This is a genomic window from Halorubrum coriense DSM 10284, from assembly GCF_000337035.1.
Lineage (GTDB): Archaea > Halobacteriota > Halobacteria > Halobacteriales > Haloferacaceae > Halorubrum > Halorubrum coriense.
The window spans coordinates 21311-38913 of record NZ_AOJL01000027.1 but is presented as its reverse complement, the minus strand read 5'-3'; the positions used below and the strand labels follow the sequence as shown (position 1 = coordinate 38913).

Here is a 17603-nt window from a genome sequence, read left to right as displayed (position 1 = left end):
GTGCCTTGTGAACGCTCCCGTCGCGCCGCGCGGTGGATTGTCGCCGCCCCGGAGTCGCCGCCGCCCTTTTTGCCCGGAGCGGGCGAACCGACACCCATGTCCAAGCGCATCCTCGTCGCGGTCGACGGGTCGTCGGAGGCGATCGAGGCGTTACAGTTCGCCGCCACCGAGTGGCCGGACGCCGAGCTCACGGCGCTCCACGTCATCAACCCCGCCGACTCGGCGACGGGCGCCGACGGCGGGTTCCCGGGGGCGTCCGACCAGTGGTACAAGAGCGCCAAACAGCGCGGGAAGCGGACCCTCTCCGAGGCGACCCAGGCGGTCGACCGCGACGTCGAGACGCGACTGGAGGTCGGCCGTCCGACGAAGACGATCCTCGGCGTGGCCGGCGGCGAGGAGCCGGTCGGCGGCGACGGGGACGCCGGCGAGCCGTTCGACCACCTCGTGCTGGCGAGCCGGGGTCGCACCGGCCTCTCGCGGGTCCTCCTCGGCAGCGTCGCCGAGGGGGTGGTCCGCCGCGCCGAGGTGCCCGTGACGGTCGTCCGCTGAGCGACTCTCGGGCGCGGTTCCGGCTACTCCTCGGCGCGCTCGGCCGCGACCACCTCGCCGACCATCGACCAGCCCTCCTCGTCGGGACCCGAGCGGCCGAGCAGGATATCCTCGTAGTCCTCTGAGCTGATCAGCCGGAAGTCGGCCTCGGGGTCGGCGTCGGTCCGGACGCCCTCGCCGCGGAACTCCCGCTGGAAGAACTCCGTCGACGAGAACTCGAAGACGCCGGTCTCGCCGGAGTCGAGTTCGAGCCGCACCGGTCGGGGCTGGACGTTGTGGATCCGCTTCGCGATCGGATTGAGATCCGGCATGTCGGCGACTCCGTCCGGTTCGGAAATAAATGGACGGCTCCGCTCGTCGCGGCGCGGCGAAGGCCCCGCGGTCCGCGTTCGTCGTACTACTTTACGCCCTCACGGCGCGTACGTCCGCCTGATAAACCATGATAGAAGCGTCACTCAACTACCTTCGCGACGGCGACGACGCCCTCGTCACGACCCTGATCGGCGGCGTCCTGCTCCTCGCGAGCCCGCTCCTGATCCCGTCGTTCCTCCTGCTCGGGTACCTCGCGCGCGTCATCCGGCAGACCGCCGACGGCGACGACGAACCGCCGGTCTTCGAGGCGTGGGGCGACCTCCTCGTCGAGGGGCTGAAAGCGTTCGCGGTCACGTTCGTCTACTCGCTCGTCCCGCTCGCGGTCCTCGCGGTCGCCGCCGTGTTCGGCGTGGGCGCCGCCGTCCTCGGCTTCGGCGAGGGCGCGGGCGGCCTCCTCGGCGGCTTGGCCGGCGGGTTGGTGGCGCCGGCACTCGTCGTCGTCGCGCTCGCCGCCTCGCTCGCCGGCGCCTACGTGACGCCGGCCGCGCTGGCCGCTGTCGCCGACTCGGGACGCGTCGGCGACGGCTTCGCCCTCGGCACGCTCTGGGGAATCGTCACGAAGCGGGCGTACGCCGTCGGCTGGCTCACGGCCGCCGCGGTGGCGTTCGCCGGCGCGCTGGCGATCGGCGTCCTCTCGATCGTTCCGGTGTTGGGGACGATCGCCGGACTCTTCGTCCAGTTCTACGCCGTCGTCGCGGCGGCCGCTATCATCGGCTGGACGTGGACGGACGTGCGACCGGTGACGGCCGAGTCGACAGAGGCCGAGCCGGCGGAACGGCCAGTCGTGTAGACGGTCGGTGAGAAACGGACGGCGTCGAAAAACCGCGACCGCGGCGTTACTCGTCGAGGACGTCGTCGTACTCGCCGGCGTCGACGCGGTCGTCGAACGTCCGGGCGTCCTCGCCCTCGATGGTGACGCCGAGGGAGGCGCAGGTGCCGCCGACCTCCTTGGCGGCCGCCTTCGTGTCGTACGCGAGCAGGTCGCTCGACTTCTGCTCGGCGACCTTCTTCACCTGTTCGATCGACATGTCGGCGACGAAGTTCTCCTGGGGCTCGCCGGAGCCGGTGTCGAAGCCGGCCTCGTCCTTGATGAGCTCCGCGGTGGGCGGCACGCCGACCTCGATGGTGAAGGAGCCGTCGTCGTCGTACTCGACGGTGACGGGCACCTCCATGCCGTCGAAGGCAGCGGTCTCATCGTTGATCTCCGCGACGACGTCCTGGACGTCCACCGGCGTCGGTCCGAGCTCGGGACCGAGCGGCGGGCCGGGGTTGGCCTGCCCGCCGGGGACGAGCGCTTCGATAGTTCCAGCCATGTCCGTACGAACCCGACGCCGACTTTTAACGGTTGTTCTTTCGGGCAGAGGGCGATAGCGGTTCGCATACGGCGTCCCCGCGACCCGACGGAGGCGGTCCGTCGGCCGGGAAGCGGCGGGCGCGGCTACGCGTCGGTGGGGACGGCTTCGCCCCCGCCCGCCTCGCCCGCGACGCGCCCGGGCAGGAACGTCCCGGTCTCCCGCCGGACCCCGAGGAGGAGGACGCAGCCGGCCAGCAGCGGAAGCGCCGCGCAGGCGGCGTAGATCGGCGCGAAGCCGACCGCCTCGATCAGCGGGAGCGACACCAACGGTCCGAGCCCGCCGCCCACGTCGCCGAGGACGTTGTTCGTTCCCGAGGCGCGGCCCATCCGCTCGTCGGGGGTGAGGTCCGCGAGCAGGGCCATCATCGGGCCGCTCGTCCCGCCCTGTCCGGCCCCGATGAAGACGCACGCGAGGCCGAGCGAGAGGACCGACCCGGCCCGAGCGAGCAGCAGGAACCCGACGAACGAGACGACGAGGAACGTCAGGAGGATCGGCGTCCGGGACTCGCGGGTGTCCGAGACGCGACCGCCGACGAGCATGAAGAACGCGGCCGAGAGGACGGTGCCGGCCATGAACAGCCCGGAGGTCCCCTGCGGGGCGAGGCCGAACAGCGAGATGTCGTTCGCGCCGAGGAACAGGACGAGCGTGGAGAACAGCGCGCCGATGTACGCGAACATCAGCCCGAAGTTGACTAGGCCGACCGTTACGGCGGGGACGGCGGTGTCGACCTCCCACGGCTTGATCGAGTCCTCGGAGCGGTCGCCCGTGACGTGGGTCTCCGGTACGTAGCGGTACGCGACGACGCTGGCGGTGAGCGCGAACGCGGCGGCGACGGTGAACGCCGCGACGTTTCCCGCGAGCGCGGAGACGACCCCGCCGAGCACGAGGCCCGCCGGGAATCCCATCGTGATCCCGCCGCGGACGATCCCCATGTTCGTCCCCCGCGAGCCGCTGTCGGAGAGGTCGGCGGCGATGGTGTAGGCGGTCGCGAACACGGCGGCCGAGCCGAGCCCCCAGAGGACGCGCGCGAGCAGGAACCACGTCTCGGGCGCGACCGCGAGCCCGATCGGGGCGAACCACTGTTCGGGTCCGACGACCAGCGGGCCGGCCGCGAGCGTCGGCAGCGAGGCCGCCAGCGGGCGGAGCGACTCGGCGGGCGGCATCGCGAGCGCGACGACGTAGCCGAGCGTGGCGACTCCCTCGACGAACAGGCCGGCAACGAACGGCGTCCGCGTCCCGTACCGGTCGACGAGCGCGCCGGCGGGGGCGTTCGCGACCAGCCGGACCCATCGGTTCGCGGAGAGGATCGCGCCGACCATGAACGCCGAGATGCCGAGGACCGCGCCGAGGTTGGGGAGGATCGGGAAGACGACGCCGCCGCCGAAGCCGACGAAGAAGGTGCTCGCGATCACCGCGAGCAGCACCGGCGGCGGCCGCCCGAACCCGAGGCGGCTCATCCGCGCTCGTCGTCGGACTCGTCGCCGTCCGAGCCGTCTCCTCCGGAATCGCCGACCGCCGCGCCGTCCGTCTCGCCGGCGTCTGGGTCGCGCCGGAGCGCCTCCAGCGCCGCGTCGAGCGGCGGCGGCTCCACCCCCTCCGCGAGCAGCGGCCCGACGGTCCGCTGGAGCGCCGCCTCGGCGACCTCGCGGGTGTACCCCGCCGCGTCGCCGTCGCGTTCGGCCCCCGCGAGGGTGATCTGTCTGGTCCGCGCGCCGTCGAGCGTCGCCACGAGCAGCGCCGCCGTCTCCTCCACGTCCACGTCGCGGAAGACGCCGGCCTCGATCCCCTCCGCGAGGATGTCGGCGACAGTGCCCCGGAGGAGCCGGTCGCTGCGGGCCAACTGCTCGCGGATCCGCTCGTTGAACGGTCCCTGCGTGCGCAGCTCCAACAGCGCGATGTGGAACGCCTCGCGGTCCGTCTCGTCGGGCGCGAAGACGAACCACCCGACGAACTGGACCAACCGGTCGACGGGCGGGTCGTCGGCGCGGGCCGCGATCCGCTCTTCGGAGTCGGAGATGATGTGTTCGAGGAACGCGACGAGCAGGTCCTCCTTCGTGTCGTAGTGGTAGTGGAGCAGCGACTTGCTCTTGGAACACTCGTCGGCGATGTCCTGCATCGTCAGGTCGGCGTAGCCGTGAGCGCGGAGGGCGCTGTACACCCCGTCCATGATCTCCGCGGCCGCGCTCGGCGAGTCGCTCATTGACTGACCGGTCAGTCAACGAGCGGTAAATTCCTATCGGTCGGGGGCGTCTCACGCGCGACTTCGCTCGACGAACGGGCGGGTCCGCCGTCCGTGACGCGACGCGTCCCGGCGCCGTCGCTCGGCGGGTAGAAATCGGTCGAAAATCGATTCGCCTCGGGTGTCGTCGTCGACTTACAGACGGGTGACGTTCGTGGCGCGCGGACCCTTGTCCGCCTCCTCGATGTCGAACTCGACTTCCTGACCCTCTTCGAGGTCCGGGCCGCCGACGTCCTCCATGTGGAAGAACACGTCCTCGTCCGCGTCGTCGGTCTCGATGAATCCGTAGCCGCCAGTGTCGTTGAAGAAATCGACTTCGCCTTTCGCCATTGCGACCGAAGAAGCGAGTGTGGGACATAAAAGGCTTCCGCGACGAACCGCGGCGTGGAACGCCGTCTCACGGGGCGGCTCGGCGTCGCGATTCGTCGCGTCGCGGCGCTCGCGGCACGTTTCGGAATCGGAGTGTTGGGGGTCGCTCACGGCCGAACGGGCGGATCGCCCGCGTTCCGATCGCGGAAGCGAGCGCCGCCGTGTTAGTAACTACTATACGACCCCGGTTCAGAACCGTTAGGTATGAGTCAGTCGTACAATCGAGGCCTCATCGAGGACTTCGCCCGCTGGCGGGAGTTCGAGGCGGGGATGTGGGCGTGGATCTTCCACAAGTTCACGGGATGGGTGCTCATCGGGTACCTGTTCACGCACATCGCCGTGTTGAGTACGGGAATCCCGGCGGCCGGCGCGAGCGAAGCGGCGATCGCCGCGGGAAACGACGTGTACACGCAGACCATCGTCTCGCTGGAAGGGCTGCTGCTCGTCCGCCTCCTGGAGGTCGGGCTGCTGGCCGTCGCGGTCTTCCACATGCTCAACGGGACCCGGCTCCTCCTCACCGACCTCGGAATCGGGCTCGACGCACAGGACAAGAGCTTCTACGCGTCGCTGATCCTCACGGGAGCGATCACCGTCGCGTCCGTGCCGACGTTCATCGCGGGGGCGTTCTGAGATGGCCGAGCGCTACTCCTCGTTCCAGTCGGGCGGTCGCATGTGGCTGCTCCAGCGGATCACCGCGGTCTTCCTCTTAGTCGTGTTGGCGTTCCACTTCTTCCTGCTCCACTTCGTCCACCACGCCGACGAGGTGTCGTTCCTCGCGAGCTCGGCCCGGATGGAGTCGCTGAGCTACTACTCGCTGATGATCCTCTTCCTCGTGACGGCGACGTTCCACGGGGTCAACGGCGTGTACAACGCCTTGGTGAACCAGGGGCTCACCGGCACGAAACGCACCGTGATCAAGTGGACGCTCGTCGCCGCGAGCGTCGTGCTGATCGCGCAGGGAATCCGCACCGCGAACGCGTGGGCGGGTATCGGACTCTACTGAACCGACCATGAGCACGCAAATTCCGAAGCAGACCGAGGAATCGACCGAGACCGAAGCCGAGACGCAGCCCGCCTCGAAGGGCGAGGAGCGCCGCGCCGAGAAGCGGCGTCGCGCCGCCGAGCGCCGCGAACAGCGGCAGGAGGAGGAAGCGGAGAAGGCGGCCGCCGACGAGAGCACGGTGGAGCTGAAGGTGTTCCGCTACGACCCGCAGGTCGAGGGGAAACAGGAGCCGCGGTTCGACACGTTCCACGTCCCGTTCACGAAGGGGATGACCGTCCTCGACGCGCTGATGTACGCGCGCGACACCTACGACTCCTCGCTCACGTTCCGTCACTCCTGCCGGCAGGCGGTGTGCGGCTCCGACGCGATGTTCGTCAACGGCGGCCAGAAGCTGGCGTGTAAGACGCAGATATCGGACCTCGAAGAGCCGGTCCGCGTCGAGCCGCTCCCGCACGCCGAGGTGACGAAGGACCTCGTCGTCGACATGGAGCACTTCTACGAGCAGATGGAGGCCGTCGAGCCGTACTTCCAGACGGACGAGTACCCGGACGGCGAGCTCGAAGAGCAGCGCCAGGACCGGGCGAACCGCGAGAAGATCAAGATGTCCACGCGCTGTATCTGGTGTGGCGCGTGTATGTCCTCGTGTAACATCGCCGCGGGCGACAACGAGTACCTCGGGCCGGCCGCGATCAACAAGGCGTACCGGTTCGCGATGGACGAGCGCGAGGGCGAGGAGATGAAACAGAAGCGCCTGGAGATCATCGAGCAGGAACACGGCGTCTGGCGGTGTCAGACCCAGTTCTCCTGTACGGAGGTGTGCCCGAAGGACATCCCCCTCACCGAGCACATCCAGGAGCTGAAGCGCGAGGCGGTCAAGAACAACCTGAAATTCTGGTAATTCCGACAGACAGTATCAAGGGACTCCGGAACTTACGAAATTACATACCAACAATGTACGAACACGACGTCGTCGTCGTCGGGGCCGGCGGGGCGGGACTCCGGGCGGCGATCGCGGCACAGGAAGCGGGCGCGGACGTGGCGATGGTGTCGAAGCTCCACCCCGTCCGGTCGCACACGGGCGCGGCTGAGGGCGGGATCAACGCGGCGCTGCGCGACGCCGACTCCTGGCAGGACCACGCCTACGACACGATGAAGGGGTCCGACTACCTCGGCGACGCGCCCGCGGTCGAGGCGCTCTGTCAGGAGAGCCCCGAGGAGGTCATCCGGCTCGAACACTGGGGGATGCCGTTCTCCCGCGAGGACGACGGCCGCGTCTCCCAGCGACCGTTTGGCGGCCTCTCGTTCCCGCGGACGACGTACGCGGGCGCGGAGACCGGCCACCAGATGCTCCACACGATGTACGAGCAGGTGGTCAAACGGGGCATCACGGTGTACGACGAGTGGCACGTGATGGACCTCGCGGTCACCGACGAGGACGACCCCGCGGAGCGGACCTGTCACGGCGTCGTCGCGTACGACATCCAGAGCGGCGAGATCAGCGGCTTCCGCGCCGAGAACGGCGTCATCCTCGCGACCGGCGGGATGGGGCAGGTGTTCGACCACACCACCAACGCGGTGGCGAACACCGGGGACGGCGTCGCGATGGCCTACCGCGCCGGCGTCCCGATGGAGGACATGGAGTTCATCCAGTTCCACCCGACGACGCTGCCGTCGACCGGCGTCCTCATCTCCGAGGGCGTCCGCGGCGAGGGGGGAATCCTCTACAACAGCGAGGGCGAGCGGTTCATGTTCGAACACGGCTACGCGAACAACGACGGCGAGCTCGCCTCCCGCGACGTCGTCTCCCGCGCCGAGCTGACCGAGGTCAACGAGGGGCGCGGCATCGAGGACGAGTACGTCCACCTCGACATGCGCCACCTCGGCGAGGAGCGCATCCTCGACCGGCTCGAGAACATCCTCCACCTCGCGGAGGACTTCGAGGGCGCGGACGGGCTCACGGAGCCGATGCCGGTCAAGCCCGGTCAGCACTACGCGATGGGCGGCATCGAGACGAACGAGTTCGGCGAGACCGTCATCGACGGGCTGTACGCCGCCGGCGAGTGCGCCTGCGCGTCCGTTCACGGCGCGAACCGCCTCGGCGGCAACGCGCTGCCGGAGCTCATCGTCTTCGGGAAGCGCGCCGGCCGCCACGCCGCCGGCGAGGAGATGGGCGAGGCCGAGATCGAGACCGGCCGGTCTGGCGACTGGCAGCCCGCCGACTACGAGTTCGGCGTCGAGGTCGGCGAGACGGGCGGCTCCGGCACGGCCGCCGCCGACGGCGGCGCGGTGGTGACCGACGCCGAGAGCGTCCTCGGGGGCGCCGTCGACCGGGCGCAGGAGCGCGTCGACGAACTGCTCTCGCGGAAGGGGCGCAACCACGCGGAGATCCGCTCCGCCGTCCAGGAGACGATGACGGGCAACGTCAACGTGTTCCGCGAGGAGGGCCGGCTGGAGGAGACGCTCGGAGACCTCCGCGAGGCCCGCGAGGCGTACAAGGACGTCGCGGTGTCGGACCCGTCCCGGACGTTCAACACCGACCTCATCCACACCATCGAGACGCGCAACATCTTGGACCTCGCGGAGGCCCTGACGATGGGCGCGCTGGCCCGCGAGGAGTTCCGCGGCGCGCACTGGCGCAAGGAGCACCAGGAGCGCAAGGACCAGGACTGGCTGAAGCACACGCTCATCTCGTGGAACGACGGCGAGCCGGAGCTGTGGTACAAGCCGGTCGTCCTCGAAGGCGAGAACAAGACGTACGAGCCGAAGAGCCGGTCGTACTGAACCGTCCGGCGCGCGCGGTCGCCCGCGGCGACGCGTCGCGGGCTTCGACTCCGCGGGGCGGACTCCCGTGCTCGCGAACCGCCTCGTTTCGCCTTATCGATCCGGATCGTTCACGGTCTCCTATCCGTCGACGGTCGAAACCGAGCGTCGATACGCGTCGATTTACGGTTCGTCGATCGACGTTATCGGTTCGGTTTCAGCGAAGACGGGCGTCTGAGGCGGTTTCCGGTCCCTTCCTGCTGTTTCGACGAACGTTGAAAAGGGGGTTTATTATCGTCGAACCCATCGTTCCGAACAAGATGTTCGAGACGGAGACCGCGTCCGCGGCGGCCCCCGCGCTGCCCCGGGAGCTCCAGTCGCCCCGCGCCAAACTCGTGTACCTGTTCCTGACCACGAACGGCGACGCCACGGTGTCCGAGATGGGCGAGTCGCTCGGGATGAAGAAGCTCTCCCTGTACAGCATCCTGAAGACCCTCCGCAGCGAGGGGCTGGTCGACTGCGACGGCGACCGCTACGTGCCGAACTGACCCGGCCGGTTCCGGCCGCGCACCGCTATTCCTCCCGAACTATCGCTCGCGACGGCCCCCCCGCGCCGGAGCGTTTAGGCATGCGGAGCGCACAGGTCCACCGTGGACGCGAACCAGACGGAGTTCGAGAACCCGTTCGCGATGGACGCCGACTGCGAGAACTGCGCCGAGCTGTGCGGCGCCCGCGACCGCGTCGTTCACGGCTACGGCGACGTCGGCGCGGAGTTCCTCGTCGTCGGGACCGGACCCACGGCGGCCGCCGAACGCAACGGCGTCCCCTTCACCGGCGCGGGCGGCGGCGAGCTGGTCCAATCGATCTTCGCCGACCTCGGCTTCGTCCGGTCGGAGCCGGACGCGACGGAGCCGGACGTCCAGAACGTCTTCTTCACGAACCTGACGCGGTGTCGACACCCGGAGCGCGGGCCGACGGACCGGGAGGTCGACACCTGCGAGCCGTTCCTCAACGCGGAGATCCGGATGATAAACCCCCAGATCATCGTGCCGGTCGGCGACCGACCGCTCCGCGAGCTGGCCGTCGAGTACACGACGCGCCGGCCGGACTCCTTCGACGTCGAGGCCGAGCACGCGACGACGATCCGCGGGCGCGGGTTCGAGCTCGTGCCGATGAAGGAGCCGGCCGAGATGAGCGACGACGAGGCGGACGCCTTCCGCGAGCACATGCGCGAGAACGTGCTGAGCCGGGACTACCGCCAGACGAAGGGGCGGCGGAACCGCTGAGTTCGGAGCCGGCAGTCGCCGGTTCGCTCAGTCGTCGTCGAGGTCGACGTCGTCGAGGATCCCTTCGGTCGCGTCCTTGCTGTCCGCGCCGAACGCGCAGTCGACGAGGATGTGCCCGCCGAGCGTCGACGGCGAGATCACTTGGTCGGCACCGGCGCGCCGGAGCTTGTCCACGTTCTCTCGCTGCGTCACCGCCGCGACGATCCGCACGTCCGGATTGAGCTGGCGCGCGGTGAGGATGGCGAGCGCGTCGCGCGCGTCGTCTTCGGTCGCGGCGACGACCGCCCGCGCGTCGCCGAGGTTGACCCGTTCGAGCGGGTCGACGTCGCTGGGGTCCGCGGTGTACACCGGAATGTCGCGGTCCGCGAGCCGCCTCGCGGCGGTCTCGTCCGGCGTCACGACCGCGTACTCGACGCCGTCGCGGGCGTCGAGCTCTTCGAGTATCGGTTCCGTCAGGTCCCCGTAGCCGAGCACGAGGACGTGGTCGTCGAGGAGGTCTATCTGTCTGTCTGTCATTTTCCCGAGCGCCTTGGAGAGCTGCGCCTCGATGGCGGGCGTGAGCAGGACCCCGAGCGCCACCGCGAACGCGGCGACGTTCATCACGAGCGAGGAGAGCGCGAACAGCTGGGCGATGTCGGTCGTCGGGCTGATGTCGCCGTAGCCGACCGTGGAAGCAGTGACCACGGTGAAGTAGAACGCGTCGACGATGGTCTCGACCCCGCCGAACTGGTCGCGGAGCGCGTACGCGCCGACCGTCCCGTAGGAGATGGCGGTCACCAGCGCGGCGGCGGCCGCGAGTTGCGTCGGGGACGGCGAGTAGCTCCTGTCGAACCGGCCCCGGTTGATCATGAGCGTCGGCACCGAGAGCGCCGACAGCGCCACGAGCGGGAACGACAGGACGGACGCCTGCATCAGCCCTTGGACGGCCGTCAGCGGCAGCAACACCGCCGTGGTGTACCACCCGACCCGGTACCCGTTCCGCAGTGCGAACCCGCTTCCGAACATCGCGAAGCCGGTTATCGTCCCGGTGAACCCGACGGTCTGTCGAACGACGTCCGGAACGTACGGGGCGAGCGGGCCAGAGACGCCGAGGCCGCCGATCTGAGCCAGCCCGGCGAGGATCGACAGCACCGCGACCGCGAACGTCAACAGGATCGACGCGCGGACGGTCACCCAGTCCCGGGTCAGCTCCATGTCCCCGGGTCGCCGAGACCGAACTTAAACCCCGCGAGGCCGCCTCGGAGTCGACCCCGGCGGGCGATCCGCGGGCCGATCCCGCCGACACACGTTTAACCGCGCCGCGGATTGGAGGCCGTATGTCGCTGCCCGTCGAGATCGTCTTCGGCATCTATCTCGGTGTCATCACCGGAATCGTCCCCGCGCTGGTGGCCGGCACCCTCGGCTTCGTGTTCAAGTACGTCACCGACGTGACGATCCCCGGGCTCGGCGTCGTCGTGTTGTCGCTCGCGATCGCCGGCGTCAACGGGGGGCTCCTCGCGCTCAACGACGAGACGATCCGGTCGTCGGAGCGCGCGCCGGCCATTCTCACGGCGATCGTCGTGGTGTTGATGATCTCGCTGTACGCCCACGCGCAGGGCGACCGGCTCGGCGCCAGCGTCCCGAAGCGGATCTCGCTCAAACAGCTGCGCGACCGGACGCTCTCGACCGACGTGATCGAACTCGTCGGCGGCCGCGGCCGGGTCTCCGTCGCGGTGACCGGCGAGGTGAACGACATGGAGGGGTACCCGCCGCTGCCGGCCGACACGCGCCGCGCGATCCTCGACGGCGACTGGACGTTCCCGGCCGACCTCCCGCTCGCCGAACTCGAAGGCCGGTTCGCCGAGCGGCTCCGGGCGGAACTCGACCTGGCCGACGTGGCGGTCAGGATCGACGAGCAGGCGCGCGCGACCGTGGCCGCCGCCCCGCCGACCGGCGCGCTCTCGAAGCGGGTGCCCGCGGGGAAGCGCGCGGTGTCGGTGTCGGCGCTGGTCCCGACGGGGATCGCTCGCGGCGACGTCGTCCGCGTGATCACCCCGGACCTCGACGCCCGAGGGCCCGTGATCGCCGCCCGGTCGAGCGGGAAGCCCGAGCCGGGAGCCGCCGCGGCGTCGACCCCCGCTCCCGCCGGGGGCGACGACGCCGACCCGGACGACCTCCGAACCGACGGCGGGGAGGCGGCCGTCTCGTCGCCCCCGGCGGCGACCGCTCCCACGACGACCGGCGGCGAGGGCCGGGTGACGCTCGCGCTCGACCGCGCCGAGGCGACGGCGCTCCTCCGCGCCGACCGGGGTCGCGTCCTGGTGCTGTCACGGGGAACCCGCCGCGAGTACGAGCTCACGGCCCTGCTGCGCCGGACCGGCAAGCGGTTCCGGCGGGTCTCAGTCGTCGCCGGGGGACCGCTGGACGGTCACAGCATCGGCGAGGCCGAGGTGCGCGAGGCGTACGGCGTGGCGGTCCTCGCGGCTCGGCACGACTCGTGGACGCTCGCGCCCGGCGGCTCGCAGTCGCTGTCGGCGGGCGACGACCTGTTCGTGGTGGGGAGCGGCGAGGCGCTCGACCGGTTCGCGGAGGTGGCCGCGTGACGCTCGCGGTCGCTGCTGCCGCCGCCGTCGACGTGGGCTTCGCCCGCCCGCGACAGGCGGCGGTCACGCTCGTCACCTTCGCGGTCGTCGTTGCCCTCGCGGCCGGGGGCGCGGCGCTGGCCTACCGCTGGTACTTCCGCACGGAGATACCCGAGGGGGTGACCGCGCTGCTCGGCGTCTCCGTCGTCGCGCTGTACCTCAACACGACCTCGCTGGGGTCGGTCGCGATCGGGGACAACCCGGCGCTGTTAGCGCCCGAGAGCGTCTTCTTCAACCTCGTCTCGCTCGGCGTCGCGGCGGTGACCGCGCCCGTCGGTCGGTACGCGGGCGACCGGCTCGCGGTCGACGTGTTCGCGCTCTCCGGGGCCAAACAGCTCGAAGGCGAACTCAGCGGGGTCGTGCGCGCCCTCGGGCGCTTCACCGCGGTGACGCTCCCGCCCGCGGACGAGATCGGCGACGTGGACACCTACGATCCCGCCTCGCCCGAGAAGAAGGCCGAACTCGCCGAGAAGACGCTGCTCTTCCCGCGGAAGCTCTCCCCGGAGGCGCTCCGCGAGCGGCTCGTCACCCGGCTCAAAGACGAGTACGGCGTCGGTTACGTCGACGTCGACCTCGCCGCCGACGGGACCGTCGAGTACTTCGCGGTCGGCTCCCGCGCCGCCGGGCTCGGCCCGACGCTCGCGCCCGGGTCGGCGGCGATCGCGGTCTCGGCCGACCCGCCGAACAGCGCCACCGTCGGAGACACGGTCCAACTGTGGCGCGACGACCCGGAGCCGAAGCGCGTCACGACCGGCGAACTCCGCGGCGTCGCCGACGACGCCGTCACCGTCGCGCTCGACGAGTCGGACGCCGAACGCCTGACCGACGAGGGCGGCTACCGGCTCGTGACGCTCCCCGCCGAGCCGCGGGCGGACCGGGAGTTCGCCTCCCTGCTGCGGAACGCGGACGAGACGATGGCCTCGGTCACCGTCGCGGCCGGGAGCGCCCTCGACGGGAGCACGGTCGGCAAGCTCGACGCCGTCGGTGAGGTCGACGCCGTCGTCGCCGCGGTCCGGCCCGCGGAGGGGTCCGTCCAGCCGATCCCGCCGCGCGATTACGTCTTCGGCGCCGGCGATCTGGTGTACCTCGTCGGCGGCCCGGGGGCGATCCGCCGGTTCGAGGCGGCGGCCGCGACGCCGACCGAAGCGGACGGTGGGGCCGACGCGGACGGTTGGGCCGACGCGGACGGCGAGACCCCCGCGGCCGACCGCGACGCCGAACCGAACGACGCAGAACCGAACGACGCCGACGCCCCCGGTGAACCCCCGTCCGACGACACCGCCGACCGCGACGGCGCTTCCGCCGCGAATCCCGACGGGACGCAACGCTCTTGAGTCGCCCGCGCGGGGATCACGCCATGGAGTGGAAGCTGTTCGCCGACCTCGCGGAGATCGCGGGCGACCGTGTGGTGGCCGTCGACGCGGAGCCGGGCGACACGGTCGGCGACGCCCTCGACGCGCTGCTGGACGCGCACCCCGACCTCAGAGATCGCGTGCTGGAGGACGGGACCGTCGCGGACCACATCAACGTCCTCCGGAACGGGCGGAGCGTCCGTCACGACGACGGGCTCGACGCGACGCTGGAGGCGGGCGACGAGCTGGCGCTGTTCCCGCCGGTGAGCGGCGGTCTCGCCGACCGATAGATCGGTCGTTTCAAACGCGCGCCGGCCCCACCCGCAGCCATGACAGACAGCGACGAGGAGACGCGACATGAGGGTTCGGACGCCGGAGACGTCGACGGCGACGCCCACCGCGACGAAACCGACGGCGACGACCGCGCCGACCACGAGCCGCACCGCGAGGAGTTCCACGAGGACCCGGTCGGTCACACCCGCGCGACCGCCGGAATGACGGTGAGCGAACTCGTCGACGGCTACGGCGACGCGGGGATCGGGGCGGCGTCCGTCAACGAGGCGGGCGACGTGCTCGCGGAGATGTTCGCGAACGAGGACTGCACCGTGTTCCTCTCGCTCGCGGGCGCGATGGTGCCCGCCGGGATGCGCCGGATCGTCGCCGACCTCGTCCGGGACGGCTACGTCGACGCGCTGGTGACGACCGGGGCGAACCTCACCCACGACGCCATCGAGGCCATCGGCGGGAAACACCACCACGGTCGCACTCACGACCCCGAGAAGAGCCTCCGCGAACACGACGAGGGGCTCCGCGACGAGGGGGTCGACCGCATCTACAACGTCTACCTCCCGCAGGAACACTTCGCCGAGTTCGAGGGCCACCTCCGCGAGGAGGTGTTCCCCGCCTTGGAGGCCGACCCCGACGCGGACGGCGGCGGCGCGGTCTCGATCGCCGACCTCACGCGCGAGCTCGGCCGCGCGAACGCTGAGGTCAACGAGCGCGACGACGTCCCCGAGGGGCCCGGCGTCGCGGCCGCCGCCTACGAGTCCGACGTGCCGATCTACTGCCCGGCGGTTCAGGATTCCGTGCTGGGGCTCCAGGCGTGGATGTACGCGCAGACCGCGGACTTCACGCTCGACGCCCTCGCGGACATGACCGAGCTGACCGACCTCGCGTTCGAGGCCGACGACGCGGGCTGCCTGCTCGTCGGCGGCGGCGTGCCGAAGAACTTCACGCTCCAGACGATGCTCGTCACGCCGCGGGCGTACGACTACGCCGTCCAGATCACGATGGACCCGGAGGCGACCGGCGGGCTCTCCGGCGCGACGCTCGAAGAGGCGCGCTCGTGGGGGAAGCTGGAGAAGGACGCGCGCAACGCCTCCGTCTACGGCGACGCGACCGTGATGCTCCCGATGCTGATCGCCGCGGCCCGCGACCGCGTGGAGTAGTGGCGTGTCGCCACCACGATTTACACGAGCGGGGCGTCTACGCGACGTATGACCCAAACGGCGATCATCGCAGGCGTCGGTCCGGGGCTCGGCGAGTCGCTCGCCCGAAAGTTCGCAGCCGAGGGCTGTCGAGTCGCGCTCTTCGCTCGCTCGGCGGACTATCTCGAAGACCTCGCCGCGGATCTGCCGGACCCCGGTGAGGGGCTCGCCGTCCCGACGGATCTCGCGGAGGTCGAGCAGATCCGAGCCGGGTTCGAGACGGTTCGAGAGGCGTTCGGTCCGGTCGAGGTCCTCGTGAACCACGCGAGCGCCGCCTCGTGGACGGGGCTCATGGACACGAGCGTCGAGGAGTTCGAGGGGGCGTGGGCGGTGAACGGCCGAGGCGCGTTCGTCTGCTCGCAGGAGGCGGTCGGCGACATGCTCGAGACCGGCGGGGGGACGGTCGTCTTCACCGGAGCCACCTCTTCGGTGCGGAGTCTCGGCGGCGCAGTCGGGTTCACGGCCGCGAAGTTCGCGGCCCGCGGGATGGCGATGGACGTCGCGCAGGAGTTCGGCTCGGAGGGCGTTCACGTCGCCCACGTCGTCATCGACGGACAGATCGACTCGCCGGGTGTTCGCGAACGGTCCCCCGACCGGGACGGCGACACGTTCCTCGACCCCGACGAGATGGCGGAGACGTACTGGCATCTCGTCGAACGGGACGACGTCGGCACGCAGCCGTTCGAGGTTCACATCACCAACGGGCCGCGGAACTCCGAGTTCATATAACGGGATCGGTACAGCGGACAACGGACGGTGCGGTGGCGTTCAGACGTCACGGAAGAAGCGACCGTGGAAGCCGAACGGCTCGACGTGGGGGAGCGACGCGTCGGCGAGGAGCGCGAGCGTGTCGGCGTCGAAGACGAGGAGGCGGGTCTCCTCCGCGCGGCTGTCGAGCGCCGGCGCGACGACGACGCCGTCGTCCTCGGCGTCCGCGTCCGGCCGCCGCACGGGGACGGGCTCCTCCACGAAGACCCCGTCTTCCCACCACTCGCGCGTCCGTCCGGTCTCGACGTCGAGCTTCACCAGCCCGTTCGCGCCCTCCCGATCCGTCGCCTGCGCGTACGCGTACCGGTACTCGCGGCCGACGACCTCGCGGGCGACTCGGGGGAGCTCCACGCCGACCGGGTGGAGCGTCGACCGATCGACGCCGTCGTCCCGCAGGTCGATGCGGTACCGGACGGGGCGACCGTCGGGGATATCGGCGTCCGAGGAGTCCTCGTCGAGCGCGTCGAGGCGCATCGCGTCGACGATGCCGGGATCGGGGAACTCGACGAGGTCCGCGACGACCTCGTCGCTCGTCGCGTAGGCGTTGATGTGGTGGAAGGCGAAGACGGGCGGGAGCGCGGGATCGGCGACGAGATCGCCCGTCTCGCGATCGACGACGAGGACGCGCGTGCCGCGCTCCGGCTGCCAGTCGAAGACGTCGAGAATCCCCTCGGAGAACGGGCTCAGCGCGCGGCGGATCGGCATCACGAGCGGCGTCTCGACGAGGACGACGTGATCGGTCGTGATGCTACAGTCGTGGACGTACCCTGGCCCGTCCGCTTCGATCGACGCGACCCGTTCCCTGGCGCGGCGGTCCGGGCCGAGTCGGTAGACGTGGTACTCGGGGGTCCGGCCGAATTCGGTCGCGAAGCCGAACCACGCGCCGCTCTCGGGGTCGCGCACGAGGTGAGCGGCGGTGACGTGCTCGCCGAGGTCGTCGTCGAAGTCGAAGACGCCTCGCGTCTCGAGCGTCGCGGGGTCGAACGCGACCCGACGCGGCGCCTCGGTGAGCGCGACGTACTCGCCGTCGAGTCGGGCGACGTGAACGTTCGCGTTGTCCGTGATCTCCGGCGGGCCGAGCGCCCGCAGCCACGACGCGATTTTCCCCACGCCCGTCCGGTCGGTGCCGAACTGCCCGGAGACGGAGCCATCCATCGCGTCCGCGTAGGCGTCCGTGCGGAGGAAGCGGTTCGAGTACGAGAGCGTCCCGTCGTCGAACGCGTATCGCCGCAGCATCGCGAGACCGTCGAACCAGTGCCCGAGTCGCTCGCCGTCGACGTCGAACAGCCCCGGACCGTTCCGAACGAGCGTCCCCGACAGCCACGACGGGATCTCGCCCTCGACCGCGGGGCGGTGGTCGGTGACTTCCGTCGCGAGCGATCGGAACCCGATTCCGTAGCCCTGTCCCATACGAACCGCCGATACGGACCGTTCACTAATCA

Annotated in this window: 20 protein-coding genes; 13 read left to right on the top strand and 7 right to left on the bottom strand. The window is 70.5% G+C overall.

All coding sequences use genetic code 11. The features are described from left to right. The first annotated feature begins 96 nt into the window (after positions 1 to 96). The gene (locus C464_RS06440; RefSeq protein ID WP_006112821.1) at positions 97 to 549 is read left to right on the top strand and encodes a universal stress protein; all 453 of its coding nucleotides are present in this window, start codon (positions 97 to 99) and stop codon (positions 547 to 549) included. Between the two features lie 23 nt (positions 550 to 572). Here C464_RS06440 and C464_RS06435 read toward each other — a convergent pair whose 3' ends face one another. Beyond that, positions 573 to 860, bottom strand: coding sequence for a hypothetical protein (locus C464_RS06435; protein WP_006112820.1), 288 nt, complete (start codon positions 858 to 860; stop codon positions 573 to 575). 128 nt (positions 861 to 988) lie between these two features. Between C464_RS06435 and C464_RS06430 the strand changes: the two genes are divergently transcribed. Beyond that, entirely contained in the window at positions 989 to 1711 is a 723-nt protein-coding gene (locus tag C464_RS06430) for a DUF4013 domain-containing protein (RefSeq protein WP_006112819.1), read from the top strand. Positions 1712 to 1757: 46 nt separating this feature from the next. On the opposite strand, the gene C464_RS06425 is transcribed toward C464_RS06430, so the two are convergent. From C464_RS06425 to C464_RS06410, 4 genes are all read right to left on the bottom strand, one after another. Further along, positions 1758 to 2234 carry a 50S ribosomal protein L11 gene (locus C464_RS06425; RefSeq protein WP_006112818.1) on the bottom strand — a complete coding sequence of 159 codons (477 nt, stop codon included), beginning with the start codon at positions 2232 to 2234 and terminating at the stop codon, positions 1758 to 1760. Positions 2235 to 2359: 125 nt separating this feature from the next. Further along, positions 2360 to 3733 carry an MFS transporter gene (locus C464_RS06420; RefSeq protein ID WP_006112817.1) on the bottom strand — a complete coding sequence of 458 codons (1374 nt, stop codon included), beginning with the start codon at positions 3731 to 3733 and terminating at the stop codon, positions 2360 to 2362. After that, positions 3730 to 4476 carry a TetR/AcrR family transcriptional regulator gene (locus tag C464_RS06415; protein WP_006112816.1) on the bottom strand — a complete coding sequence of 249 codons (747 nt, stop codon included), beginning with the start codon at positions 4474 to 4476 and terminating at the stop codon, positions 3730 to 3732. Before C464_RS06415 ends, C464_RS06420 begins: the two co-directional genes overlap by 4 nt. 174 nt (positions 4477 to 4650) lie before the next feature. Continuing rightward, on the bottom strand, positions 4651 to 4845 hold the full coding sequence (locus C464_RS06410; protein WP_004046659.1) for a cold-shock protein: 195 nt from the start codon (positions 4843 to 4845) through the stop codon (positions 4651 to 4653). A gap of 243 nt (positions 4846 to 5088) precedes the next feature. On the opposite strand from C464_RS06410, the gene sdhC reads away from it, so the two are divergent. The 6 genes from sdhC to C464_RS06380 all read left to right on the top strand — a co-directional run bounded on the left by sdhC (position 5089) and on the right by C464_RS06380 (position 9933). After that, the gene (sdhC, locus tag C464_RS06405; RefSeq protein WP_006112815.1) at positions 5089 to 5514 is read left to right on the top strand and encodes a succinate dehydrogenase, cytochrome b556 subunit; all 426 of its coding nucleotides are present in this window, start codon (positions 5089 to 5091) and stop codon (positions 5512 to 5514) included. A gap of 1 nt (position 5515) precedes the next feature. Continuing rightward, on the top strand, positions 5516 to 5887 hold the full coding sequence (locus C464_RS06400) for a succinate dehydrogenase hydrophobic membrane anchor subunit (RefSeq protein WP_006112814.1): 372 nt from the start codon (positions 5516 to 5518) through the stop codon (positions 5885 to 5887). A 7-nt stretch (positions 5888 to 5894) separates the two neighbouring features. Then, positions 5895 to 6785 (top strand): succinate dehydrogenase/fumarate reductase iron-sulfur subunit, encoded by an 891-nt coding sequence (locus tag C464_RS06395; protein ID WP_006112813.1) that lies wholly within the window; start codon positions 5895 to 5897, stop codon positions 6783 to 6785. A 53-nt stretch (positions 6786 to 6838) separates the two neighbouring features. Continuing rightward, positions 6839 to 8668 carry an FAD-binding protein gene (locus C464_RS06390; RefSeq protein WP_006112812.1) on the top strand — a complete coding sequence of 610 codons (1830 nt, stop codon included), beginning with the start codon at positions 6839 to 6841 and terminating at the stop codon, positions 8666 to 8668. 299 nt (positions 8669 to 8967) lie between these two features. After that, positions 8968 to 9195 carry a helix-turn-helix domain-containing protein gene (locus C464_RS06385; RefSeq protein ID WP_006112811.1) on the top strand — a complete coding sequence of 76 codons (228 nt, stop codon included), beginning with the start codon at positions 8968 to 8970 and terminating at the stop codon, positions 9193 to 9195. A 102-nt stretch (positions 9196 to 9297) separates the two neighbouring features. After that, positions 9298 to 9933 carry a uracil-DNA glycosylase gene (locus C464_RS06380; protein ID WP_006112810.1) on the top strand — a complete coding sequence of 212 codons (636 nt, stop codon included), beginning with the start codon at positions 9298 to 9300 and terminating at the stop codon, positions 9931 to 9933. A 27-nt stretch (positions 9934 to 9960) separates the two neighbouring features. On the opposite strand, the gene C464_RS06375 is transcribed toward C464_RS06380, so the two are convergent. Continuing rightward, positions 9961 to 11127: an NAD-binding protein gene (locus tag C464_RS06375; RefSeq protein WP_006112809.1), complete on the bottom strand. Its 1167-nt coding sequence runs from the start codon at positions 11125 to 11127 to the stop codon at positions 9961 to 9963. Positions 11128 to 11249: 122 nt separating this feature from the next. On the opposite strand from C464_RS06375, the gene C464_RS06370 reads away from it, so the two are divergent. The 5 genes from C464_RS06370 to C464_RS06350 are packed head-to-tail and all read left to right on the top strand — an operon-like array spanning position 11250 to position 16122. Beyond that, positions 11250 to 12515 carry a potassium channel family protein gene (locus C464_RS06370; protein WP_006112808.1) on the top strand — a complete coding sequence of 422 codons (1266 nt, stop codon included), beginning with the start codon at positions 11250 to 11252 and terminating at the stop codon, positions 12513 to 12515. After that, positions 12512 to 13888: a TrkA C-terminal domain-containing protein gene (locus tag C464_RS06365; RefSeq protein WP_006112807.1), complete on the top strand. Its 1377-nt coding sequence runs from the start codon at positions 12512 to 12514 to the stop codon at positions 13886 to 13888. Before C464_RS06370 ends, C464_RS06365 begins: the two co-directional genes overlap by 4 nt. A gap of 23 nt (positions 13889 to 13911) precedes the next feature. Next, positions 13912 to 14196, top strand: a complete 285-nt coding sequence (locus C464_RS06360) for a ubiquitin-like small modifier protein 1 (protein WP_006112806.1) — start codon at positions 13912 to 13914, stop codon at positions 14194 to 14196. Positions 14197 to 14235: 39 nt separating this feature from the next. Beyond that, entirely contained in the window at positions 14236 to 15354 is a 1119-nt protein-coding gene (locus C464_RS06355; protein WP_006112805.1) for a deoxyhypusine synthase, read from the top strand. 48 nt (positions 15355 to 15402) lie between these two features. Next, complete coding sequence (locus C464_RS06350; protein WP_006112804.1) at positions 15403 to 16122, top strand: SDR family NAD(P)-dependent oxidoreductase; 720 nt, start codon at positions 15403 to 15405, stop codon at positions 16120 to 16122. Between the two features lie 39 nt (positions 16123 to 16161). Here C464_RS06350 and C464_RS06345 read toward each other — a convergent pair whose 3' ends face one another. Further along, a complete protein-coding gene (locus tag C464_RS06345; protein ID WP_006112803.1) occupies positions 16162 to 17571 on the bottom strand; it encodes a carotenoid oxygenase family protein in 1410 nt (469 codons plus the stop codon). Positions 17572 to 17603 lie beyond the last annotated feature (32 nt).